The sequence below is a fragment of the Anaerobutyricum hallii genome (genome assembly GCF_900209925.1).
Taxonomy (GTDB): Bacteria; Bacillota; Clostridia; order Lachnospirales; family Lachnospiraceae; genus Anaerobutyricum; species Anaerobutyricum soehngenii.
On record NZ_LT907978.1, the window covers coordinates 1,827,550 to 1,851,433 of the forward strand.

Consider the following 23,884-nt stretch of genomic DNA (forward strand, 5'->3'; position numbering starts at 1 on the left):
CTCCACTACACTTGCTTTTGTGAGAAGATTATGAGAGTATATTTATAGTCCCAGCTCATGTCTGTAAATCTGTATTCTTTTTTCTATTTCATCTAATTCCTTATTGATTTCCTGAATACGTGCCTTTCCCTGTTCTACATCAATTGCTGTATCCTGCATAATTTTTGTAATATAACGGGGCAGATTTAAATTATAATCATTTTCCTGAATCATTGCTTTAGATACACACGAGCATAATCCGGGAATCGTTTTTCGCTCCATCCAGAGTGTCTGTAAGTTTTTTACCTGTTCTCTATTAAATTCTTCCACTTCAGAACAATCAAAAAACATCACATCATCTTCACTTCGATTCAACTTTAAAAACAAAAAGACTTCTGCCTGCCCATTTGAATGAAATATAGTATCTGGAAGTAACATCACCGTATCAAGACAATTTAATTCATCTACAAGATACTTGCGGATCTGTGCTTCTCTTCCTTCACGATATAACATTGCTCCCGGAAAGATGGCAGCTAGAGAACCATCTTTTTTCAGGCAGGACAATGCTGTTAACAAAAATGGAAATTCTCCCTTTGTTCCAGAATAAAACTGCTCTTTGCCAACCGAAATTTTTGGTGGCGATACATATTCACCTGCCTCTACGCCTTCTGGCATAAAAATTAAAATATGGTCAGCACCTTCCGGAAGTTCCTGTCTTGCCTTCCAATCTCTCTTCATGAAGAAATGTAAATCATTTAAGGGAATTCCTTTCATATAACAAAGAATAGTGAAAATATCAATATATTCTTCTTCCTTTGCATATCCGTAAATATCTGCCTCTTCTCCAGCATTTGTAATATAGGAAGCCAAAATTCCATACTGAAATTCAGGCAAAAGAAACTTCTTTTTTTCTGACACACTCTGCACATTGTTATTAAAAAAAATATTATATAATTCGCACAGTTCTTCTGATATATACGTATCCTTCTTTAATCTTGCAAATTCCGTAACTAAAAGAATAAATAAATTGGGATACTGACTCAACAATTCTTCTTTTGGATTCCAACCATTGATTTTTTTTAAAAACTTACGAAAAAATCTGGCATAACTTTTTTGTTTTTCCAAAGAATGTACTTTTTCAAGTTTTTTATAAAAAGAAAAGTCTGTCAATTGAAATTCTTTATTAAGCATGTGAAGAAAGGAAGAGGCTGATTCCATAAATTTTAAAAAAGAAGCTACCTGAAGCTTCCCTCGTATTGCCATTTTTACTAATTCACCTGGTTTGTATACATCTTCTAATAAGTCATCATGTTTTAAACAAAGATACTGATAAAATAAGAGGAACACACAACTATCTCTGTATTCCTCAAATGTCAGACCCGGATGACTTTCACTTAAAATCGACAAAAATTCATTATGTATCTGTTCTCTGTCCATCCGATTCCCCTTTTTATATTTTTTCTAAATAGTGCATCATTTCTTCTGTCAAAATTGCTTCTTCTAAACGCATTTTTTCCATGAGCAATACTTCTTTTCTCTTCTGATAATAATACAGCTTACCAATGGACATCTGCGTTGACAAATTCGGGCACTCGATCATCAGCTGACGAATCATATGAACTGACAATACTTTGACAGAAGAATTCCCCTGAATAGCAATCATTCTCTGTCTTTTTATTTCAGGATGCTCATTAAAATACCACGCAAAATAATAAGGATCCATAATTCCATTCTGAAACTCTATAGAGACAAAATTTGATGGAATAATTTTCCCTTCATGCTGCTTTTCTAATACAGCAGCGCGGTGGAAGGAGGTCAGCCCTATTACAATACTGTGTTCTTTTGCCAGATTCAGATTCTTAGTCTTTTTTCTATCAACCAAAGCAGTTGGTACTTCATAGTCCCATACTCCATTTTCCTCATCTATCAGCTGACTGATCGTAAGAATGGGATATTCCTCTCCCTCACTTAATATCTTTGGCTTTATTCTGTTTAATACCACACCATGTGTAATCTGACTGATCTGCTCTAAAAGGAGTTCCAACCTTCACTGCCTCCCCGTAACAATAATTTATTTGATGATCTCACGAAGTGCAAGATTAATTCTTCCCATCTTATCAATTTCAAGAACTTTTACTTTTACTTTATCACCAATATTAACAACGTCTTCTACCTTCTCTACTCTTTCTTTAGAAAGCTTGGAGATATGAATCAGACCATCTTTATTAGGAGCCAACTGCACAAATGCACCAAAGTTCATAATACGGACTACTTCTCCTTCATAAATTTTACCTGCTTCTACTGGTTCTACAATAAGACGAATAATTTCCATCGCTCTGTCGATCATAGCCTGATCTACTCCACAGATGTCTACTCTTCCTTCATCATTAATATCAATCTTTACACCAGTTTCATCAATAATTGCATTGATTGTTTTACCCTGTTTTCCAATAATCTCACTGATCTTATCTGGATCTACATGCATCTGCATGATCTTTGGAGCATATTCTCCAACATGATCTCTTGGTGTAGAAATCACTGGTTCCATAACATTAGTAAGGATATGTTCACGAGCTTCTTTTGTACGTGAAATTGCTTCGCGGATAATGTCCGGTGTCAATCCATGAATCTTAATATCCATCTGGATTGCTGTAATACCATCATGTGTACCTGCAACCTTAAAGTCCATATCTCCGAAGAAGTCTTCTAATCCCTGAATATCTGTCAGTACAATGTAATCATCATCACTGTCTCCTGTTACAAGACCTGTAGAAATACCTGCAACTGGTTTCTTGATCGGAACACCGGCTGCCATCAAAGATAAAGTAGAAGCACAGATACTTGCCTGAGAAGTAGAACCATTAGATTCTAATGTCTCAGAAACAGTACGAATAGCATATGGGAATTCATCTTCACTAGGAAGTACTGGAACTAATGCCCTTTCTGCTAACGCACCATGTCCGATTTCACGACGTCCCGGACCACGACTAGGCTTTGTTTCACCTACAGAGTAGCTAGGGAAATTATAATGATGCATATATCTCTTCGATGTTACATTTGCATCAAGACCGTCAATCTTCTGTGCTTCAGATAATGGTGCTAATGTTGTAATTGTCATAATCTGTGTCTGTCCGCGGGTAAACATACCTGAACCATGTACTCTAGGTAAAAGATCAATCTCAGCAGCAAGTGGACGGATTTCATTGATTGCACGACCATCTGGACGCTTATGATCCTTTAAGATCATCTTTCGAACGGTCTTCTTCTGGAACTTATAAACGGCATCATCAATTAATGGAAGCCAGTCTTCGTGTTCCTCTGCATAACGCTCTTCCAGTTTTTCTTTAATCTGTCGGATATTCTCTTCACGAACCTGTTTTACATCGGTAAATACTGCTTCTTCCATCGCTTCCGGTGTAATAAAGGATACCATATCATCCCATAAATCTTCCGGTGTATCTACATGTTCGTATTCATGCTTTTCTTTACCACATTCTTCTACAATACGGTCAATAAACTTAATAACTTCTTTATTTACTTCATGTGCCTTGAAGATAGCTTCAATCATCTTATCTTCCGGAACCTCATTCGCACCAGCTTCGATCATAATAACCTTCTCGGCTGTAGAAGCAACTGTAAGTGCAAGATCAGAAACTAACTGCTGATCCGCTGTAGGGTTCACGATAAACTCACCGTCAATAAGACCAATTCTTGTTCCGGCGATCGGACCATCAAATGGAATATCTGAAATAGATGTTGCAACAGAAGCGCCAAGCATTGCTGTTACTTCTGGTGAACAATTAGGATCCACTGCCATAACCAGATTATTCAATGTTACATCATTTCTATAATCTTTAGGGAATAACGGACGCATTGGACGGTCAATTACACGAGAAGTAAGAACTGCATGTTCGGATGCCTTTCCTTCTCTCTTATTAAATCCTCCCGGAATCTTACCTACCGCATACATCTTCTCCTCAAACTCCACACTCAGAGGGAAGAAGTCAATTCCTTCTCTTGGCTTTTCTGAAGCTGTTGCTGTAGATAAAACCACTGTATCACCATAACGCATAAGAGCAGCACCATTCGCCTGCGCTGCCACTTTTCCAATCTCAACTGTTAATGTTCTTCCGGCCAGTTCCATAGAAAACTGTTTTACCATCATTTAAACCTCCTAAAAATATATATTAAATACAGGGAAGGTTTCCGAAACAACTGAAAAAGACACTGGGCATGCAATGTCCTTTTCAGAAGTCTCGGGCACATCCTTCCCATAGTCATAAATTATGACCTAATCTTTACCATTCTATCACAGGATAAAAAAAACTGCAATAGTTGAGGTTACTATTTAATTCATTAAGAGAAAACAGACGAAAAAAGAAATACTACCATATCCCATCTGCTCTGTAGTCGCTGTGTTTAAGATGCTTATCCGCATCTTAAACACGCTCCAAAGCCGCATCTGGGATATGATAGTATTTCTTTTTTCTGTGTTTTGGCTCCAGAAGGAATGAATGCAATAGTCTTTGGAGAGAGAGATGGGGAAGAGGACAGAAAGGTTCCTGCTTGCTCGGAAGATTTCTTCCATGGCAGCAGGTTGTTGAAATTTCGTAAGCAAGTAATCTTTGGATACCGTTCTTTAAAAGTCCCTTCCGGATTTTTAAATCGCTTATACATGTCCATAATAATGTTTACAAATCACGAGATATTTTTTCAATTACTAAACTATACAAACCCCAAAGTATTTACTCATCTAAATAAAACTCATCCAACACATACGTCGTCACCGGCGTAATAAACAATTCATACCGTATAACCAACCTTATCAAATCATTCCCATCAATTAAAGTAATCGGTGTCCCTGCTCTCGCAGCTTCTCTCGCCTGATTTGTAAATCGGCTATTAGTTATGAAAACACCATAATCTGCCTGATATTTATTCATTGCTTCAATCCCTCCGTCATTTGAGATTTGGATGCTTTTACTCGTGAACTGTACTCCCATTTTAGTAAGTAATGCTCTTGAGAACTGTTCGAATTTAGCTGGAGACATTTTTGCAATAGCACTTTGCAATTTTTATATAATATAACATGATTTTTCCTCCCGAATACTTTTCTCATTTGTTTTCTTATTGGTAATCTTTCACGTTCTTTTTTGATATATTTAAGGAAAATTATAACATATTTTCTCTAATTTCATCATAAAAACACGCAGTCTCAGATAATCTTTATCTAAGATTGCGTGTTATATTTTTTATAGAGACCTCTAAGAGATTCTTAGCTATCTATTTTAGAACTTCCTTAGAGTCTTTTTACATCTATTCTGGACCCCCTGACCTACATTTTGTAATCCCCTTCATGGATATTTTTATCTATAATCCCCTGACACCTCTATATAACTCCGCTTCCCACGAATATAATCCTCATATGCTATTTCCGGGTCTTTGCCCTTGAATACCGTACAAAGTCCACACATATCGCAATCGGCAATGCAGGAAAATGTTTTTTTGATGTATTGTCGTCTTTCTTCTTCTGTGGAAGATTCTATTTCTGGTGGTCGCATAATTATCTTCACCTGCCTTGCTATCTTACTAGTCCAGTATGACTTCGGTATTCTTCGTTTAATTGACGGAGTTCTTTTTCACCGTTGATATATGGTTCATAAAAAGCATCTACCAGACCACCGCCTAGATTGTCACAGCCATTGCAGAAGTCACAGGCTCCACCACACTGGCTGAGTCCTTCCTGTACGATACGGATTCGTTCTTCTTTTGTTGTGTCCTTTATTAATATGCTTTTGATTTCCATGTGACATCTTCCTTTCTTGCTGCTACTTGACTTTTGGCTAAATCATATTCATTCTTAGAGTTATCCCATTCTTTTTTAAATTCTTTATTATCAAGCTGTTTGTTAAGATATTTTCTGAAATCACTCATAGAACTTATTCCCACCTTTTATTTTTGTTTTTCATTAATTCTTTGTCTTTATTATATGTGATATAATCCACATTATCAAGTTGGATTAATGCACACATACGTCGCATTATCTGGAAGTAACTGTGATTTTTTATAATATTTATCCTTTTCCAACAAGAATACTCCCACCTCTAGAGCATGTTTAAAAAATGCTTTCTGTAAGATGTACGTTACAATTTGTGGAGATGAATTGTATCCATTCCCCACTTGATAGTGTATCCTAATCATAGTATAATATATTCAGTTAAATAATGAAAAACAAAACCAAGAGAACAAAACTTACCAAAATTAGGAAAACGCTTATCTCTACAGGTGAGTGAGAATGTCACGCTAGGATTACTATAGTTAATTTTATAACAAATGACCATTTTAATATAGAGGTATTTTCAGATGAAGGAACCACAATTACTACAGACAAAAGCTTATGATTATTTAATTAATCTAATCAAAAAGGGTGAATTAGAAACAGATAAAATTTATTCTTTAAATCAGCTTGCTAGAGAGGCAGGATTTTCAAAAACTCCATTTCGTGATGCTGTATTGCGTCTTGAACAGGAACGTTATATCGACATTCTTCCAAGCCGAGGCTTTACTCTCCATAAAATGTCCAAAGAAGATATTATTGAAACATATCAGATGAGGAATGCTATTGAAATATACTGTTCTAAACAACTTGCTCTCCACTTAGATACTCCTCGCGGACAGGAATATTTTAATAAGCTTTCTACTAAAATAGAACTTCAAAAAGAGATACGAAACACAACACATTCTGAAGAAGACTTCGGTCGGAAAGATTATGAGTTTCATCGAAGTATTGTGCAATATGTAGATAATGAATCCATGTTAGAAATCTATCGCCGTTTTATGTACCGTATATTCTGGCTGACAGTTACTTCCTTTTCTCAAAAAGGCCGAATGGATGAGACAATCAATGAACACATTTCCTTATTAAATATGATACAGGCACAGGACTTAACCGCACTTGAAAAACTCATCATGCATCACCTTGATGTGCCTCAAAAAATTACATTAAGTTTAATTTAATAACAACCAAAGGGGGGCTTTATATCCCATTTGCTCAATAGATGTTACATTTTTGAATAATAAATTCAACTATCGCCAAAGACAGCCTCTAAGAAATAATCAAACCCCTATATGTGGTCTCGGAGCAAGTGTTGAATACAAGCTTAAAGCGAGTATTCAACACACCGCGACTAAAGTTACATATAGGGGTTTGATTATTTCTTAGGGGCGTCTGTTCCTTCCTAAATTACTTATTCAATCTCCGCAATACATACTACCTGACTGGAGTCTAATCCTTTGATAAGTAATGGAGCATTGAAAAATCTCTTAATTTTTGCTCCCTTTGGTATGTCTGCCAAATGCATGTCTTCTACACCTGTAACGAACTTACCTGTATAATATCCAAGCATATGTCTATGACAATCTGGTGGTAATTCTCCTTCTGGACATTTGGATGAAGCAGAACCAATTGCTAAGAAGTCCATTCCAACACCTTTTAAATTAGGGAAATTCTCTGTCAAGTAATCTCCTGCACTTGGAGCAATGTAGGAACCTTCATTCTGATATGTATTCTGATCTGTCTCTCTATATTTTTCCATTCCTGTACGGATTAATGCAAAAGAAACTTTAGATAAAATATCTGCAAATGGTTCTAAATCTTCTTTATAAATACCTTCTGCCGGTCCTTTTGGAATCTCCAAAAGTGCAACTTCTGTATGGCAGAAATAATCAATAGAAAGATCATTGATACTAAGTCCGTCTTTTACAAAATGTCTTGGTGCATCCATATGTGTTCCACAATGGTTTGGCAGTTCAGATACAAAACTGCAGAATGGACAGTCATCGGAAACATCTGTACACTGTGTTGTCTTTACAACAGGTTCTCCTGGCCATGCATAACCTTCTGGATCTAATGGGTGTGATAAAAACATAAACATATATAACTCCTCCTCATACATATATTATTTTTAAATTTTACTTTCTCAACTACTTTTTATTTCCTATTACTTTTTTAACCAGTCTACTTTGTTTTCATTAAAATCTCTACAGCTTCTTTTAAAGTAGTATCTCCACCTACATTACCAGGGAAAATAACATATGGTGTTAATGGAAACTTACTTTCTGTACCTGTCTGCCACACTGGAATACCCGGTCGAATCTGACCTAAAACATTCGCTCTTGTAACAGCAAGTGCCTTTGTTCCTACATCGGATGAAGTAATTCCCCCCTTTGCAATAACAAAACTTGGTGTTACTGTAAGTCTGCCAACTAAGGACTGTACTGCATCAGAAATTCGTACAGAAAGTCTCAAATCATCTTCCTTATCTCCGGTATCTGCTGTGATTAACACTCTTGTAGTATAAACACAAACTGACTTACCAGATGAAATATATTCTTCTTCTAATGCAAGACATCTTTCTACTTCTTCAGCAAATGCTGCTTCATTATTTACAAGTGTTGCATTAAGTTCAACAAAAGCAATGTCTTTATTCTCTCTTAGTTTTTCCATCTGTCTGGTTGTTTTGTCGGTATGAGAACCTACTACGATAATTCCACCGTTATCCGTCTCTTTTACAACCATCTGCTCTCTTGTCAATAACGGCTGATTACTGACACCACCCATTACCTTTACAATTGCAGCAGCAGTACGGAACATAAAGTTCTTTCCCTTTTTCATAGCTCTAAAAAGTGCTACGCAGAAAATCTTTACATCGACATAATCAATCGCATTCACGATAACTTTATTAAAATCTTCTACCGCTAAAAGCTGTTCTTCTATCTTATCATAATTCAGTTCACGAATATTCTCCAAAGAAATCGCTGTAACATTCTCCTTTTTATATGCTCCCTGCGTCTTCTCCTCAACATATTCCTTTAGATTAGAGACGGTATATCCAAAAGTTTTATCTTTTGCAAATTCTGTCTCAGCTGCTGGTACAAGCGTGTCATCATACTGTACATAATGCACGTCATCAATCGTAAAACGTCCCCCCTCTTTAAAAAATGGACATAACACTTCACCATCTATCTTTTTACCAGTGTTCTTTTCATATTCATCTTTTAAAATAGTTGTTTCTAACGGATAATGTCCTCTTAATGTAGAATCACTTCTACTGATAAAAAGGTATTCCTTTCCCGTTTCTTTTGCTACCTGATCTACTACTTCTGCAATCTCCTTATGTGCTTTTTCTGTCTGTGCAGCTGTAAATCCTCTGGAATTCGTTAATATGTAAAAAAGTTTATTCTCCTCAGCAAATCCCTGTTCAATGCTTGCCTTCTCCCAATTCGTATAAACAGAAATATCATGAACGGTCTGTACACCTGTAGGGTCATCATCCAATACAACGATTTTCTTCTCGTTATCACGAATCTCTTCTGCCAACACCTTATCTACTTCCGCTTCCTGCACTGGCGGATAGGAACTTAATACATCAATTGATAACGCCATCTTCTTCTCCTTTCTCAAGTGTATTTAAAAATATTTTTGATTTTTTCAAACATATCTTAAGCATTTTTAATCTTTCTTTTTAACCTGAATATCTGCAAGTGCTTCAAAATACTGTACAATTCCGCCATGATCATCATTCATATGTCCATGAATCTTCAATGTCTGTAAAATCTCATAAAGCTGCGCAGAATATGGAATCGGCACATCAATCGCATGTGCTGTGTTCACAACATTTTTAATATCTTTATGATTAATAGAAATCTTTCCTCCTGGTACAAAGTTACGCTCTACAATCATAGGAATCTTTGCATCAAGTACTGCACTTCCTGCAAGACCACCACGAATTGCTTCATATACCTTTACTGGATCAGCCCCTGCCTTCGTTGCCATTACGAATGCTTCCGACACTATGGCAATCGTATTATTTACAATAATCTGGTTTGCCAGCTTAGTAACAGAACCACTTCCGCTATCTCCAATTAGTACCGCAGAACTTCCCATAATATTATAATATGGCATCAGTTTATCAAAATCTTCCTGTCTTCCCCCTGCCATAAATGCAAGTGTTCCATTTACTGCTCCCGGTTCTCCACCAGATACAGGAGAATCTACAAATCCAACTCCAATCTTCTCAAGACCTGCAAAACATTCTTTTGATTCTACTGGAGTTACTGAACTCATATCACAGATAACTTTACCTGCTGTTAAAGTCTGTGCCACACCGCCTTCATCAAATAGTACACTTTTTGAAATATCACCATTTGGTAAAATAAGAAAAACAATATCGCACTTCTCACCAATCTCACGATAGGATGATGCCTGTGCACCACATTCTACGACTTCTTTCACCGCCTGCTCATTAAGATCACAGACCATTAAATCAATTCCTGCTTTTAACAAATTCTTAGCCATTGGCTTACCCATAATACCAAGACCAATAAAACCAACTCTACTCATATAGGAACCTCTCCTTTCTTTTTATCCGCTTTCGATACACTGATATATCGGTTTGCATATATTATATGATATACCGGTATATCAGTCAAGGGTATTATTTATTTTTTACACTTTTCATAAATCTTTTGCCAAGAATTCAGCAATTTGTATAAAATAATTTTGACTTGCTGAAGGCTGTCTTTGGCAATTGAAGAAATTTCAGAATTTGTTTTTAGAGAGATTTGAGAAAGGTTTTAGACGGTTGTGGTTAGTCAAAAAATAGCCAGCCAAAGCACAGCTATCTGAAAATAAAAAAATCTATATTTGTGGCCTCGAAGCAAGTGTTGGATACGAGCAGTAAAGCGAGCATTCAACACGCAACGACTAAAGTCACAAATATAGATTCTTTTATTTTTAGATGGCGTCTCTTTTGCCTACAGTAATCAGAATTTAAAGCACCTGTTTTGCTGCTCCGTAAATTCCAGCATCGTTTCCAAGTGTTGCAAGTAAAATTTTAGTTTTCTGATTTCCATAAAATGCATGGTCGTAGAAATACTTTCTTACGATATCTAAAAGAATATCCCCTGCTTTTGATACACCGCCACCGATAACAAATACTGCCGGGTCAACTGTTGCAGCTAAATTTACTAATGCCTGCCCAAGATAAGCACCAAATTCTTCCGTAATTTCTAATGCTGCTTCATCCCCTGCTTTCGCCGCATCAAATACTTCTTTTGCTGTAATTTCTTTTTTATTTAAGATACTGTTTTTTGCATTTTTCTCGAAATATCTTTTTGTAAGTCGAACGAGGCCTGTCGCAGAAGCGTACTGTTCAAGGCATCCTTTTCTTCCACATCCGCATGTTTCTGTCTCATCATTTCTTACTGTGATATGTCCGATTTCTCCTCCGGCTCCATGAGCACCGACTACTGGATGACCATCAATAATAATTCCGCCGCCAACTCCTGTTCCAAGCGTAACCATAATCAGATCTTTTTCTCCTTCTCCGGCGCCCTTCCACATTTCACCAAGTGCAGCTACATTCGCATCGTTTCCGATAACGCATGGATAACCGGTAAGTTCTTCTAATTCTTTCTTTATTTCTTTTGCCTTCCAGCCTACATTTGCTGCACGTTCAATTGCTCCATTTTTATCAACAGGTGCCGGAACACCCACACCGATTCCACAAATTTCGTCTGCTGCGAGTTTTTTTTCTGCAATCTTTTCCTTAATTGCTTTTGTAACATCTGGCAGAATACGTTCTCCTTCGTTTTCTGTGTAAGTCTTAATCTCCCATTTATCAAGAAGTTCTCCTTCCACTGTGAAAAGACCAAGTTTTACAGTTGTTCCTCCTACATCTACACCAAAACAATATTTCATCATGCTCCCCTTTCTTCTTCCACTTGTTGCAATTATAAATTTATAATTGCAAATAAAATTCGTTCTTTATATAATATCACGAATTTGCCCTCCTTGCTTTCATTATAATATTAATTACTGATACATTTCTATCATTTTTCAAACACGCTCTAGTAACCAATATTAATCATGAAGCGGCTGGATGATCTAACCAATATAATCGCCTCTGTCCACAACCAGTTCGTACCCGGCAGAACGCACTCGGGCAGACAGACAGTTTTTACATTTAGCTGCCTCATCTCCTGTACATATCTTGTTATCATAAAGCTCATACTGCTTTCGATTTTCTACTGGAGAAAGATTTGGCATTACTACGTTCGCTCCTGCACTAAGACCTTTTTCTCTTCCTAATGGATCTAACGTTCCAAGTGCTGTTGTTGCCGGAAGTAATACTTTCGGTAATAACAATCGAAGTACCGATAATAATTTTAATGTTAAATCTACACTTCCTGCTTTTTCATTTGCAAACCTGGTATCATGATGCGGAATAAACGGACCGATTCCGACCATCTGTGGCTGTAATTCCTGTAAAAAAACCAAATCTTCTGCCAGATGCTCCCATGTCTGTCCTGGTGAACCGACCATAAAACCGGCTCCTACCTGATAGCCAAGCTCTTTTAATTCATATAAACATTTTTTTCGATTAGAAAGATACATACTATCCGGATGCAGCATATGATAATGTTCTTCATTCGCCGTTTCATGGCGAAGCAGGTAACGATCTGCTCCAGCTTTCTTCCATGTCTGATATGTTTCTTTAGACTTTTCCCCTACAGACAATGTAATTGCACAATCTGGATGTGCTTTTTTTATCTTTCTAACAATATCTGCAATTCGTTCTTCTGTATACCATGGGTCTTCTCCACCTTGCAGCACAAATGTACGAAATCCAAGTTTCTCTCCATTGGCACAGCAGTCAAGAATTTCTTTTTCAGTGAGACGATATCGCTCTATATTCCGATTATCTCTTCTGATTCCACAATAATAACAATTATTTTTGCAATAATTTGTAAATTCGATTAGTCCCCTTGTAAATACCTTCGTTCCATAGTATTTTTTACGAATCTTTACTGCTTCTTCTTTTATATACTCCATGCTTTCTGGAACATCAAACAAAGAAAACAGTTCTAAACATTCTTCTTTACTCAGAGAGTGTGTTTCTACAAGTTTTTTTGAAATATCCATTTTTTTCCTCTAGCAATTAATAATAGTTCGGTTCATCTGGCATAATTAACGCGGCTACGATATAAAATAATACACCAGATCCTCCGGCTAATGTAAAAAGAACAACAAGCAGACGAATTAATGTTGCATCAATTCCGAAAAATTCTGCAAAACCTCCGCATACACCACAAATTTTTTTGTCTAATGATGATTTATAAAGTTTGTTCTCCATAAAATATTCCTTTCTTTTTCTTACCTATTCTTGTCTACTCTGTTTCGTACTAATTTTCATTTTTTATACTACTTTTATCACTTTTTGTCTGAATCGTTCTTTTTCTGATTCTGAGTAGTTGTCTGTGACAGTTCTTCCTGTATTTCTTTTTGTTCTGCAAGAGAGTCCGCCCATTTTTTATTAAATGTAGTGTAAGACATTGCTGGCAGGGTAATTGTTCCATCCTCTCCGGAGATCTGGCGAACTTCTGCCTTCTGTGTCTGTGTATGCTCTGCAAGATAATTCATCTGATAATCGGCAAGTTTATCGGCAATCAAAAGTGCCTGTCCTCTTGTGATAAGCTGATTACCGGCTTTACAGGAATCATCTACCGCTAATGTTCCTGATACGAAAGAAGCATACGCTTCTCTTGCTTCTTCGCTTATATTCTCTATTCCGGTACAAGCTGACAATGCTTCTTCTATCTTATTATCTGCGATCGCCACCGGATACAATTCCTGAATTAACTGTGCAAATCGTACTGTGCTAACCGTTCCATTTGCATTTTCTGTAATAAAAGCGGTTAATGCTGGATTATCCTTAAGGGAGTCTATCGCACCTAACATCGTACCAAGCTGACTTCTTGTAATCGCTTTATTTGGGTCAAAAAGTCCGTTATTTTGTACCGGGTAGCAATGCAGTGCAGAATATTCACTGTAAACATCTCCATATTTTTTAGAACTTCTCACATCATAATTACTTGGTGTTAAAGTAATTTTCCCCTTTTTATAGCTCTTAAATGCATAATCAAATAAACTTCTGATCGAGGCAAATGTGCTTTCCTTGCTCACATTTCCAAAATATGCACAGATTAGTTCATGTCCTTCATCATCTGTTGCTGTTGCGATAAATACATGACCGGCAGCATTAGTTGTACCGGATTTTGAACCGATAACTTTATAAGCATCATGGTCATAATATGCCATTCCTTTTAAAAACCAGTTCGTCGTGTTAATATCCATACCGCCTTTTTGCGTATGGTAATGCGCCTTAGCTACAGTGCTTCGAATTAATGGCATTGCCATTGCATAACGGCAAATTTCCGCCATTTCTTTTGCGCTGGCATACGTTTCGTTAAATCCTGCCCCAATATCAGAACCAACCGGATTATCGAAATGTGTTTTCTTTAACCCAAGTTCTTTACATTTCTCATTCATTGCCTCTACGCAGGCTTTTTTTGAACCAAATACACCAACCGCCAAAGAATCTGTCGCATCTGCAGCAGAAGACATAAGACTCATATGTAATAAATCTTTGAAAGTGTATTTTACGCCGGCTCCGATTCCCAGACTGTATGTACCCGGTGTTGTGCGATATACTACATCGGACTTTGTTTTAATAACAGAATTTACATTTCCCTTCTCTACACAAACAATTGCTGTCATAAGCTTAGCGGTACTTGCCGGATAAATCTTTTTGTTAGCTTTTTGTCCAAAAAGAACTTCTCCTGAACCTGCATCCATCACTGCATATGCATGGCACTGTTTTTTCGGTGCTTTTACTTTTGCCTGTCCCTGTAACGGCATTGCAAAAAACAATAAAAGCAATACTACGATTCCTGTTAATTTCTTTTTCATATCATTCCCCTTTATCTTATGTTTATTTCCTATCTCATTTCATTTTCATGAATGTCCCGACATTCTTGCTGTAAGATGTCCGTCATGCAGTGCATAACATATTTTTCTATGAAAAGTCTCTAGACAATCTCTTTTCCTTGCAAAAAGAAGTATCCATACTATGTAAAGCATTATAAAGCTTTGTTATCATCTCCACACATAGATCCTGGCTTCCATAATAAAGTTCCCATAAATGCTGACAGGTTTCCTTATCACCCGGATGTATCTCCCTTGGAATAAAATGATGATGTATCTCTAATTCCGGACATATATATCCACCAATCATCATTGCGATTGCTCTTTTGACTCCAAATCCAGAACGAAATATGTGATTAATTACCAGCTTCATATGAAAAAGGCTTACCCGTATTTGTTTCGCAGATTTTTTAAAATACGGTGCGATCACCATTGCGATCTCCTTCCTGTTTTTTACATGACAGGCTCTTTTATAATGATTTAAATCCTCTCCAGCTTTCTGTAAAACCTGAAAATCCCAATCTGTTTCGATTTCTGTATGACTGATTCCGGTTTCTTTTATCCGCTTTCTTACATAAGGATGACAGGTGCTGTCCAGAATAAAATGTGTCATAAAGCCAGCAAGATACGCGCAGGCAGCCCTTTTATTTTTCTGAACCTGAAATACTTTAAAAGCTCTTTTAAAGAACTCTCTTGCGGGTTCATGATGCACTTTTATTCCATATTGATTTACACTGTTTTTATGATAAGAATGATAATAAAATAATATATCCGGACCATGTACTCCTATATTATAATAATCCATATAAGGTTCTATACTTTTTTGTATCTGTTCCGGAAGTTTATTAAAAACATCCTGCCCATATGCATAATGTGTATATGTTGTCGGCATACTATCTCTTCCTTTCTTATTTCCTTATTTTACGGCACTCCGTATAATAACGTTTATCCTGTGCATGTCCCATAGAAAATGTCTTTCTTGGAAGCGCTCCGTCATGAATCACTGTAGGAAAAAGTTCTTCTTTTCCCATATCCGGCAAAATAAATCCGATACTGTTTTTTTCTTTAGCAAGGCTTTCTACCACATCCTCTCCATGAATATAATCAATCTTTCCACCATTTTGTGCCAGATAACTATCAAGAAATCTCTGAAGGCTTCCTACTGTCAATTTTGATGTCGGGCGATCTATCACACATTTCTTTTTCTTTCCTTTATAGATCGTATAAAAAGTCTGTCCTTTTCCTTCTTTTTTAATATGCAAAGCAACGCTCATTTTACTTAATAAATCTTCCACATCAACATCTGTAACGATACGGTGAATTGCCTCAAACTGCAGTGCCGGGCTGTGAAGATTCACAATCTCTACAAGCGCATATCTTGCCGGATGATCAGAAAGATCCTCATCTGGATATGCTGCTTTCAGCTGCTCATAATACTCTTTTGCAGCTGCAAGAGAATGATTTCCGTCTCCTACCGCAAATAATAATACCGGGCGGTTTTTTACATGATATTTATCTCCAAAACATTTCGCATCCGCAAGAAAAGAAAGAGCTTTCTGGATTCTTTCCTGTTCTTTTTCTCCAAGAAGATATCCTCTAAGATGACCGCCTCCTAACATAAGATCAAAATCATACAGAAGAGGGAGGCTTTCCTTTTCAAATGCACAAGGTTCTATTACGTGTTTTCCGGCATCGTCTACTAAAAGCATAACATGCGGAAGTTCTACTACTGCATTTTTACGAATTTCCACTCTTGCCGGAATTCTTTCTGCTACCGTTGCTTCCGTTGCTCTTATAAAAGAAGTACTTTTTTTGCGATAATCATATTGCTCTAAATCAATCTTTCCTACAATTCCAGAACGCACCTTTCCGCTGCTGTCTGTTCGTTCCACATAAATCATAGCATCTTTGTATTCTGCAAAAACCTGTTCATGCAAATACTTATTCATGGAAGATTCAATCGTTTTAAGCTGTTTTTCGTGATCATCATGCCCTAAATATACTTCCGGCAAAATCATATCTAAAGTAGAAGGATGTTCTGCTACATTTGCCTTCACTTTCTCCCAATATTCCGGTTCACTTGTAAACTGGTCACAGGCAATTACGGACCACTTTTCCATATCTATTGTTTTTTCTGGCAGTAAAATATCTGCCGCTTGAAATACCGTATCCATTACCCTTGTTCTCCTTATTCTCTCTTTTCTTTCTTTTCTTTCTTTTGCTCTTCAATTCTTTCAGCAAGATCATTTAAATATACCCACCGTTCCATTTTATCAGAAAGTTGAGCTTCCGTCTTCTCTTTTTCCTGCATAAATTCATTCAATTTTATGAAATCTGTTGCACATTTACTAATCTGCCCATCAAGTTCAGCAATTTTTTCCTCTAACTTTTCAATATCTTCATCTATCGTTTCAAATTCTTTTTGTTCTTTATAGGTAAATTTTAATAGCTTTTCTTTGTTTTTAGATGCAAGCCATTTTTCTCTTCCTTCTTTTTTCTTCTCATTATTCTTTTTAATATGAAGACCCGCACCAGAATCAACACTTTCAATTGCATCCGTTTCTATCTTCCCTGATTTCTCCTGATATTCTGTATAATCCCCTTCATAAATCACTATTCTTTCCTCTTCGAAAGCAGCAATTCGATCTACCGTACGATCAAGGAAATAACGGTCATGTGATACTGTTATCACAATTCCTGCAAATTCGTCAAGGAACTCTTCAAGAACTCGTAAAGTAGCAATATCGAGATCATTGGTAGGCTCATCAAGAATTAAAACATTAGGAGACTGCATCAAGACTTTCAGTAAATATAATCTTCGTCTTTCCCCACCGGAAATCTTCGCAATTGGTGTATATTGCATATCTGAACTAAATAAAAACCTTTCCAGCATTTTTGATGCACTGACTAAACCTTCTGATGTACGTACATACTCTGCAGCATCTTTAATATAATCGATCACCCGTTGTCTTTCATCCATTATTTCACATTCCTGCGCAAAATAACCGATTCTTATCGTTTCACCCCATTCGATACTTCCGGAATCCGCAGATTCTAAATTTGATAAAATCTTCATTAAAGTAGATTTACCACATCCGTTATGACCAACAAATCCAATTCTTTCAAAGCGTTTAAATATATAAGAAAAATGTTCAAAAAGCACTTTATCTCCATATGCCTTTGAAATATCGTAAACCTCTATTGTCTTCTTTCCAAGTCTGGTTCCTACCGAACCCATTTCCACCTGTTTTGCCGTTTTAGGAGAATCCATTGCTTTTAACTGCTCAAAACGTTCAAGACGTGCTTTCTGTTTTGTGGATCTCGCTCTGGCGCCTCGCATTACCCACTTTACTTCATTACGAAGAATACTTTGCCTCTTTCTTTCAGAAGCTAACTGCCTCTCTTCCCGCTCTGCTTTTCTTTCCAGATACCCGGAATAATTCTCATCATAATAATAAACTTTTCCACCATCAACTTCCCATATATGATTCGTCACTTTATCAAGAAAATACCGGTCATGTGTTACCATTAAAAGAACACCTCGAAAACTTCTCAAATAATTTTCAAGCCAGTCAGACATCTTATTATCTAAATGGTTCGTTGGCTCATCTAAAATCAAAATATCCGGTTTCTGCAGCAATACTTTACAAAGCGCAGCTCTTTTCTTTTGTCCGCCTGAAAGATTCTTTATCTTTTCATCAAACTGCTCAAGCTCTAATACTGTAAGCATTGCCTTAGCATCACTCTCATATCCATAATCTTCTTCAATCTTTTTTCCTTCACAAACATATTTTAAAATACTGCTGTCTTCATCGAATTCCGGATTCTGCCCCAGCCATCCAACAGTCAGACCATTAGAAAATATGATTTTCCCTTCATCAGCTTCTTCCTCTCCTGCGATAATCCGAAGAAGTGTAGACTTTCCAGTACCATTAATTCCAATAATCCCAATTTTATCTCCCTCATCTACACTACAGGAAAGATCTTCGAGAACCAACTTATCTCCATATAGCTTTGAAATATGTTCTACATTTATTACACTCATGACAAACTCCCATTTTCTAAAACTTTATAATAACAAAAAAAGCTGAAAACCGCAAAGGTCCTCAGCTTCTTCCAACAATGCAGTTGATGGGACTTGAACCCATACCCAGTTAGCCCGGACTAGATCCTTAGTCTAGCGCGTATGCCAATTCCGCCACAACTGCTTATCAGCGAATGTCTTTCACTCACCAACGAGAATTATTATAACATAATGTATTTTAGAATGCAAGTATTTTTTTATTAAAATACTAATTTGCTGGGGACACAGACGCCGCTTTGGTAGAAGATATTGAGCTGAATTGTAGTTAGTCTTCTAAAGAAAAAAGAATTGTGATAAGTTTGATTTTGTTCCGTTGCGCTAAGCATTCCATTCTGCCCAGAAAAACAGGAACTTGGGAAAAACGAGTCCCAAGTTCCTATGGTCAGAATTCCACAGCGCAAAGTCACAAAATGCAATACTTATCACAATTCTTTTTTCTTTATCATAGTCTTCTTACAATTCAGCATAGAATTTTGTTTCAGCGGCTGTCTGTTTTTAATAACAAATAGCAAATTAGTGATTTCTGTTGGAAAGAGAAGGGGATTCTCCAGGAGATTATGATTTTTAATCAAAGAACTATTTTACCGTAAGAAAATATTCCTCGTCTAGAGCTTCTATTTGGATGAAAACCATAGCCTTCTCGACAATCCCCTCATTCTTCCTCAAATCTAAATACTAATTTCCTTCTGGAGCCAAAAAGAATTAGTATTTTAACCTGAGAAGGAAATAAGGGGTTTGCTCAGAATTCTATGGTTTTTGTTGAAATGAAAATCTCCAAAAAGAAATGTCTTCTCACCAAATTGTAGTCAGTCTTCTAAAAAAAGAATGATTATAAGTTTAAATGTCAATCCTTTAGAATTCAACTTTCCGGAAGGAAACATCCTTCTGGTACATTCCATGCTGTTAAATTGTAGATTTAGAGTAGTCAGAAAAAAGAAAAAATACCCTATCCCAGATGCGGCTTCGGAGCGTGTTTAAGATGCGAACGAGCATTTTAAACACAGCGACTACAGAGCAGATGGGATAGGGTATTTTTTCTTTTTTCGTCTATACGAAATCTACAACTCAGTATTTATTTAAAATATTCTACTCCGCTTTCGAATATCTTCTGATCCTGTTTTGCGTAGATATTCTTCGCGATATTGTCTCCGATACGTTCGGAATGTGCCATCTTACCAAGGACACGACCATCTGGACTGGTGATACCCTCAATAGCATAATAAGAACCATTTGGATTGAAACGGTCATCCATTGTAGGTTCGCCATTTAAGTTAACATACTGTGTTGCAACCTGTCCATTCTTGAATAATTTTTCAATCCATTCTTTACTTGCAACAAAACGTCCCTCACCATGAGATGCAGGGATTGCATAAATCTGGTCAAGTACGGCTTTGCGAAGCCATGGGGACTTATTTGTTACTACTTTTGTATATACCATAGTAGACACATGGCGGCCAATCTCGTTCATTGTAAGCGTTGGTGAATCTGCTGTCTGGTTAACAATTTCTCCATATGGTACAAGACCAAGCTTGATGAGTGCCTGGAATCCATTACAGATACCAAGTGCAAGACCGTCTCTCTCGTTAAGAAGCTTCATAACGGATTCTTTAATCTTTTCATTTCTGAATACAGTAGCAAAGAACTTCGCTGAACCTTCTGGTTCATCACCTGCACTGAATCCGCCTGGGAACATAATAATCTGTGCCTGGCTGATTGCCTTTTCAAATGCATCTACGGATTCAAGGATGTCAGATTCTGACTGGTTCTTAAATACAAGTGTCTCTACTTCTGCTCCTGCGCGGCGGAAGGCTTTTGCAGAGTCATATTCACAGTTTGTTCCTGGGAATACTGGAATAAATACCTTTGGAACTGCAACTTTATTCTTGCATACATAAATGTCATTTGTACGGTATAATGGCTGTGATACGTTATGTTTTGTTGCATTTGTCTTTGTAGGGAATACAGATTCTAATGGAGCCTGCCATACGTCACACATCTCTTTTAAGGAAATCTCTTCTTCACCAACTTGGAAGAATGGATCGTCTGTAATTCTTCCTACGAAAGTATTCGGCAGAACAGCCATCTCAGCCATCCACTCTGTAGGAATCTCTACAAGAATAGAACCATAATATTTCTTTGTAAGATCTTCCTTATTAAAGTCTCTTACTAACTTCACACCATACATATTTCCAAAGCTCATCTTGCTGATTGCCTCAATCAGTCCGCCTGCTCCCAGAGCATATGCAGATGCAATAACATCTTTACGCATTAATTTATGAATCGTATCATAAATCTTTCCGGTCTCTTCATAATCTGGAATACCATATTCATCAAATGGAATGTCGATACGTAACAGGTTATTGCCTGCTTTCTTAAATTCTGGTGTTACAACATGGGAAGCCTTTGTATAATCTACAGCAAAGGATACTAATGTTGGTGGAACGTCGATATCTTCAAAGGAGCCAGACATACTGTCTTTTCCTCCGATGGATGGAATCCCGAAACCTTTCTGCGCATTGTAAGCACCGAGTAATGCAGCAAATGGTTTACCCCATCTCTTAGGATCTGTGCCAAGTCTTTCAAAATATTCCTGGAATGTAAGACGAATCTTACGGAAGTCTCCGCCGGCTGCTACAATCTTCGCAACAGATTCAAGAACAGCATATACTGATCCATGATATGGACTCCAGCTTGACAGATATGGGTCAAATCCATAAGACATCATTGTTGTAAGTTCTGTCTTACCTTCTAAAACAGGCAGTTTTGCTGTCATTGTCTGAATTGGAGTAAGCTGTGTCTTTCCACCAAATGGCATCGTAACTGTTCCGGCTCCGATAGAGCTGTCGAACATTTCTACAAGACCTTTCTTAGAACATACATTAAGGTCAGAAAGTTTCTCTGCCCACATCTCTTTTGCATCTTTGAGTTCAGCCTGCTTTTTATAGTAGCATTCTTTCTCGTCAGGCATTTCTACTTCAACTGTAGTTTCCTGATGTGCACCATTCGTATCTAAGAAGGCACGTGAAAGATTTACAATTTCTTTTCCTCTCCAGGACATTACAAGACGTTTCTCTTCTGTTACTTCTGCAACAACTGTCGCTTCAAGGTTCTCTTCTGCCGCATAGGAAAGGAACTGCTCTACATCTTTTTTATCAAGTACAACTGCCATACGTTCCTGAGATTCTGAAATTGCAAGTTCTGTTCCATCAAGACCTGCATACTTTTTCGGCACTTTATCAAGATCAATGCGAAGTCCGTCTGCAAGCTCACCGATTGCTACAGATACACCACCGGCACCAAAGTCATTACACTTCTTAATAAGAGAACTTACCTCTCCACGACGGAATAATCTCTGAATCTTACGTTCTGTAGGGGCATTACCTTTCTGTACTTCTGCACCGCAGGTATCAATAGACTTTGTTGTATGTGCCTTAGAGGAACCTGTTGCTCCACCACAGCCATCACGACCGGTACGTCCACCTAAAAGTACAATGATATCTCCCGGATCAGAAGTTTCTCTGATAACATTCTTTCTTGGAGCTGCACCGATAACTGCACCAATCTCCATACGCTTTGCAACATAACCTGGATGATATACTTCGTCTACTAATCCTGTAGCAAGACCGATCTGGTTACCATAGGAACTATATCCTTTCGCTGCACCTGTAGTCAGCTTTCTCTGTGGCAGCTTGCCCTTCATGGTGTCTGCCATTGGAACAGTAGGGTCTGCACAACCTGTGACACGCATTGCCTGATATACATAGGAACGTCCTGATAATGGATCGCGGATTGCTCCTCCAAGACAGGTAGCAGCACCACCAAATGGTTCAATTTCTGTTGGATGGTTATGAGTCTCATTCTTAAAACTGATAAGCCATTCTTCTGTCTTATCTTCAAATTCTACAGGAACAACAATGCTGCAGGCATTGATTTCTTCACTTTCTTCCATGTTATCAAGAAGTCCGTCCTGTTTTAACTTCTTCATTCCCATAAGTGCGAGATCCATCAGACAGATAAACTTATCTTTTCTGTCTCCATATACTTCCGTACGGTCAGCAAGATATTCATTATATGTTTTTTCAAAGAGAGGCTTATAATATCCCTCACCAAAAGCAACATCTTTTAATTCTGTTGAAAATGTTGTATGACGACAGTGATCAGACCAGTAGGTGTCTAATACACGAATCTCTGTCATAGAAGGATTTCTGCTTTCTTCTCCCTGATAATAATTCTGGATATAACGGAAATCTTCAAATGTCATTGCAAGACCTAAAGAATCATAAAGCTTCTTCAATTCTTCTTCCGGCATATCTTTAAATCCATCAAAAATCGCAACATCAGCCGGATCTTCATAATCCATAACTAATGTTTCCGGTTTCTTCTCGTCTGCTTCTCTGGAATCTACTGGATTGATACAGTATTCTTTAATCTTCTCCAATTCTTCATCACTGATATTGCCAGAGAAAACGTAGGTTGTTGCAGAACGAATGATTGGTTCTTCCTTCTCATCAAGAAGCTGAAGACACTGTACTGCTGAATCTGCTCTCTGATCAAACTGTCCAGGAAGAAATTCTACGCTAAATACTTTATCTCCATCTTTCTTAGGGAAATCTTCCTCATATAAATCATCTACAGGCGGTTCTGAGAATACGGTAACTGCCGCTTTTTTCATAGTTTCTGCTGAGACATTCTGCACATCATAGCGAATTAACTCTCTAACATCACTGACATCCTCTATGGAAAGATATGCCTTTAATTCTTCTGCAAGTTCTTTTGCTTTTACCGCATATGACGATTTCTTTTCTACATATAATCTCTTTACCTGACTCATTACATCCTCCAAGTATGTTTAATTAAATTGTGGGGACAATTTATTAATCAGCCCCATATTTTCTGTTTAAATTATCATATCACTTTTTTATTCTATTTCCTATGGTTTTATATCAGTTTCTATAAAACCATGAATTCTGACAAAAATCGACGACAAAATTTCA

Annotated in this window: 19 protein-coding genes and 1 tRNA gene; 1 reads left to right on the plus strand and 19 read right to left on the minus strand. The window is 37.2% G+C overall.

Annotated features, from left to right (window positions below; all coding sequences use genetic code 11):
• Positions 1–42: 42 nt before the first annotated feature.
• From EHLA_RS08340 to EHLA_RS16230, 7 genes are all read right to left on the minus strand, one after another.
• A complete protein-coding gene (locus tag EHLA_RS08340) occupies positions 43–1,416 on the minus strand; it encodes an N-6 DNA methylase (RefSeq protein ID WP_096240247.1) in 1,374 nt (457 codons plus the stop codon).
• Positions 1,417–1,429: 13 nt separating this feature from the next.
• Positions 1,430–2,023, minus strand: a complete 594-nt coding sequence (locus EHLA_RS08345) for a hypothetical protein (protein ID WP_021907732.1) — start codon at positions 2,021–2,023, stop codon at positions 1,430–1,432.
• 27 nt (positions 2,024–2,050) lie between these two features.
• Positions 2,051–4,141: a polyribonucleotide nucleotidyltransferase gene (locus EHLA_RS08350; RefSeq protein WP_096240249.1), complete on the minus strand. Its 2,091-nt coding sequence runs from the start codon at positions 4,139–4,141 to the stop codon at positions 2,051–2,053.
• A gap of 583 nt (positions 4,142–4,724) precedes the next feature.
• Entirely contained in the window at positions 4,725–5,030 is a 306-nt protein-coding gene (locus EHLA_RS16890) for a restriction endonuclease (RefSeq protein WP_330399957.1), read from the minus strand.
• Positions 5,031–5,345: 315 nt separating this feature from the next.
• The gene (locus tag EHLA_RS08360; protein ID WP_096240251.1) at positions 5,346–5,540 is read right to left on the minus strand and encodes a hypothetical protein; all 195 of its coding nucleotides are present in this window, start codon (positions 5,538–5,540) and stop codon (positions 5,346–5,348) included.
• 20 nt (positions 5,541–5,560) lie between these two features.
• Entirely contained in the window at positions 5,561–5,785 is a 225-nt protein-coding gene (locus EHLA_RS08365; protein ID WP_055297745.1) for a hypothetical protein, read from the minus strand.
• A complete protein-coding gene (locus tag EHLA_RS16230; protein WP_021906471.1) occupies positions 5,764–5,913 on the minus strand; it encodes a hypothetical protein in 150 nt (49 codons plus the stop codon). The genes EHLA_RS08365 and EHLA_RS16230 overlap by 22 nt, the downstream gene beginning before the upstream one ends.
• A 429-nt stretch (positions 5,914–6,342) precedes the next feature.
• Between EHLA_RS16230 and EHLA_RS08370 the strand changes: the two genes are divergently transcribed.
• Positions 6,343–6,996, plus strand: coding sequence for a GntR family transcriptional regulator (locus EHLA_RS08370; RefSeq protein WP_096240253.1), 654 nt, complete (start codon positions 6,343–6,345; stop codon positions 6,994–6,996).
• 230 nt (positions 6,997–7,226) lie between these two features.
• On the opposite strand, the gene EHLA_RS08375 is transcribed toward EHLA_RS08370, so the two are convergent.
• From EHLA_RS08375 to EHLA_RS08430, 12 genes are all read right to left on the minus strand, one after another.
• On the minus strand, positions 7,227–7,913 hold the full coding sequence (locus EHLA_RS08375; protein WP_096240255.1) for a cyclase family protein: 687 nt from the start codon (positions 7,911–7,913) through the stop codon (positions 7,227–7,229).
• A gap of 83 nt (positions 7,914–7,996) precedes the next feature.
• A complete protein-coding gene (locus EHLA_RS08380) occupies positions 7,997–9,424 on the minus strand; it encodes a four-carbon acid sugar kinase family protein (protein WP_096240257.1) in 1,428 nt (475 codons plus the stop codon).
• A gap of 66 nt (positions 9,425–9,490) precedes the next feature.
• Positions 9,491–10,381: a 2-hydroxy-3-oxopropionate reductase gene (garR, locus tag EHLA_RS08385; protein ID WP_096240258.1), complete on the minus strand. Its 891-nt coding sequence runs from the start codon at positions 10,379–10,381 to the stop codon at positions 9,491–9,493.
• Between the two features lie 429 nt (positions 10,382–10,810).
• A complete protein-coding gene (locus tag EHLA_RS08390; RefSeq protein ID WP_096241597.1) occupies positions 10,811–11,740 on the minus strand; it encodes an ROK family glucokinase in 930 nt (309 codons plus the stop codon).
• A 186-nt stretch (positions 11,741–11,926) separates the two neighbouring features.
• Positions 11,927–12,964, minus strand: a complete 1,038-nt coding sequence (gene hydE / locus EHLA_RS08395) for a [FeFe] hydrogenase H-cluster radical SAM maturase HydE (RefSeq protein WP_096240260.1) — start codon at positions 12,962–12,964, stop codon at positions 11,927–11,929.
• A gap of 16 nt (positions 12,965–12,980) precedes the next feature.
• Positions 12,981–13,175: a PspC domain-containing protein gene (locus EHLA_RS08400; protein WP_096240261.1), complete on the minus strand. Its 195-nt coding sequence runs from the start codon at positions 13,173–13,175 to the stop codon at positions 12,981–12,983.
• Positions 13,176–13,252: 77 nt separating this feature from the next.
• The gene (locus tag EHLA_RS08405; RefSeq protein ID WP_096240263.1) at positions 13,253–14,791 is read right to left on the minus strand and encodes a D-alanyl-D-alanine carboxypeptidase family protein; all 1,539 of its coding nucleotides are present in this window, start codon (positions 14,789–14,791) and stop codon (positions 13,253–13,255) included.
• Positions 14,792–14,897: 106 nt separating this feature from the next.
• A complete protein-coding gene (locus EHLA_RS08410; protein WP_096240265.1) occupies positions 14,898–15,698 on the minus strand; it encodes a zinc dependent phospholipase C family protein in 801 nt (266 codons plus the stop codon).
• A 16-nt stretch (positions 15,699–15,714) separates the two neighbouring features.
• The gene (locus EHLA_RS08415) at positions 15,715–16,980 is read right to left on the minus strand and encodes a DUF1015 domain-containing protein (protein WP_096240267.1); all 1,266 of its coding nucleotides are present in this window, start codon (positions 16,978–16,980) and stop codon (positions 15,715–15,717) included.
• A 14-nt stretch (positions 16,981–16,994) separates the two neighbouring features.
• The gene (locus EHLA_RS08420) at positions 16,995–18,851 is read right to left on the minus strand and encodes an ABC-F family ATP-binding cassette domain-containing protein (RefSeq protein ID WP_096240269.1); all 1,857 of its coding nucleotides are present in this window, start codon (positions 18,849–18,851) and stop codon (positions 16,995–16,997) included.
• A 78-nt stretch (positions 18,852–18,929) separates the two neighbouring features.
• Positions 18,930–19,014 (minus strand) — tRNA-Leu (locus EHLA_RS08425).
• 948 nt (positions 19,015–19,962) lie between these two features.
• Complete coding sequence (locus EHLA_RS08430; protein ID WP_096240271.1) at positions 19,963–23,721, minus strand: phosphoribosylformylglycinamidine synthase; 3,759 nt, start codon at positions 23,719–23,721, stop codon at positions 19,963–19,965.
• Positions 23,722–23,884 lie beyond the last annotated feature (163 nt).

What these genes read in the sequence shown, in the direction of transcription:
- EHLA_RS08420 (WP_096240269.1), bottom strand. Translation starts at nt 18,851, where the DNA reads ATGAGTGTAATAAATGTAGAACATATTTCAAAGCTATATGGAGATAAG.
- EHLA_RS08370 (WP_096240253.1), top strand. Translation starts at nt 6,343, where the DNA reads ATGAAGGAACCACAATTACTACAGACAAAAGCTTATGATTATTTAATT.
- EHLA_RS08430 (WP_096240271.1), bottom strand. Translation starts at nt 23,721, where the DNA reads ATGAGTCAGGTAAAGAGATTATATGTAGAAAAGAAATCGTCATATGCG.
- EHLA_RS16230 (WP_021906471.1), bottom strand. Translation starts at nt 5,913, where the DNA reads ATGAGTGATTTCAGAAAATATCTTAACAAACAGCTTGATAATAAAGAA.
- garR (WP_096240258.1), bottom strand. Translation starts at nt 10,381, where the DNA reads ATGAGTAGAGTTGGTTTTATTGGTCTTGGTATTATGGGTAAGCCAATG.
- EHLA_RS08375 (WP_096240255.1), bottom strand. Translation starts at nt 7,913, where the DNA reads ATGTTTATGTTTTTATCACACCCATTAGATCCAGAAGGTTATGCATGG.
- EHLA_RS16890 (WP_330399957.1), bottom strand. Translation starts at nt 5,030, where the DNA reads ATGTCTCCAGCTAAATTCGAACAGTTCTCAAGAGCATTACTTACTAAA.
- EHLA_RS08390 (WP_096241597.1), bottom strand. Translation starts at nt 11,740, where the DNA reads ATGAAATATTGTTTTGGTGTAGATGTAGGAGGAACAACTGTAAAACTT.
- EHLA_RS08400 (WP_096240261.1), bottom strand. Translation starts at nt 13,175, where the DNA reads ATGGAGAACAAACTTTATAAATCATCATTAGACAAAAAAATTTGTGGT.
- EHLA_RS08360 (WP_096240251.1), bottom strand. Translation starts at nt 5,540, where the DNA reads ATGCGACCACCAGAAATAGAATCTTCCACAGAAGAAGAAAGACGACAA.
- EHLA_RS08350 (WP_096240249.1), bottom strand. Translation starts at nt 4,141, where the DNA reads ATGGTAAAACAGTTTTCTATGGAACTGGCCGGAAGAACATTAACAGTT.
- EHLA_RS08405 (WP_096240263.1), bottom strand. Translation starts at nt 14,791, where the DNA reads ATGAAAAAGAAATTAACAGGAATCGTAGTATTGCTTTTATTGTTTTTT.
- EHLA_RS08415 (WP_096240267.1), bottom strand. Translation starts at nt 16,980, where the DNA reads ATGGATACGGTATTTCAAGCGGCAGATATTTTACTGCCAGAAAAAACA.
- EHLA_RS08380 (WP_096240257.1), bottom strand. Translation starts at nt 9,424, where the DNA reads ATGGCGTTATCAATTGATGTATTAAGTTCCTATCCGCCAGTGCAGGAA.
- EHLA_RS08410 (WP_096240265.1), bottom strand. Translation starts at nt 15,698, where the DNA reads ATGCCGACAACATATACACATTATGCATATGGGCAGGATGTTTTTAAT.
- hydE (WP_096240260.1), bottom strand. Translation starts at nt 12,964, where the DNA reads ATGGATATTTCAAAAAAACTTGTAGAAACACACTCTCTGAGTAAAGAA.
- EHLA_RS08340 (WP_096240247.1), bottom strand. Translation starts at nt 1,416, where the DNA reads ATGGACAGAGAACAGATACATAATGAATTTTTGTCGATTTTAAGTGAA.
- EHLA_RS08365 (WP_055297745.1), bottom strand. Translation starts at nt 5,785, where the DNA reads ATGGAAATCAAAAGCATATTAATAAAGGACACAACAAAAGAAGAACGA.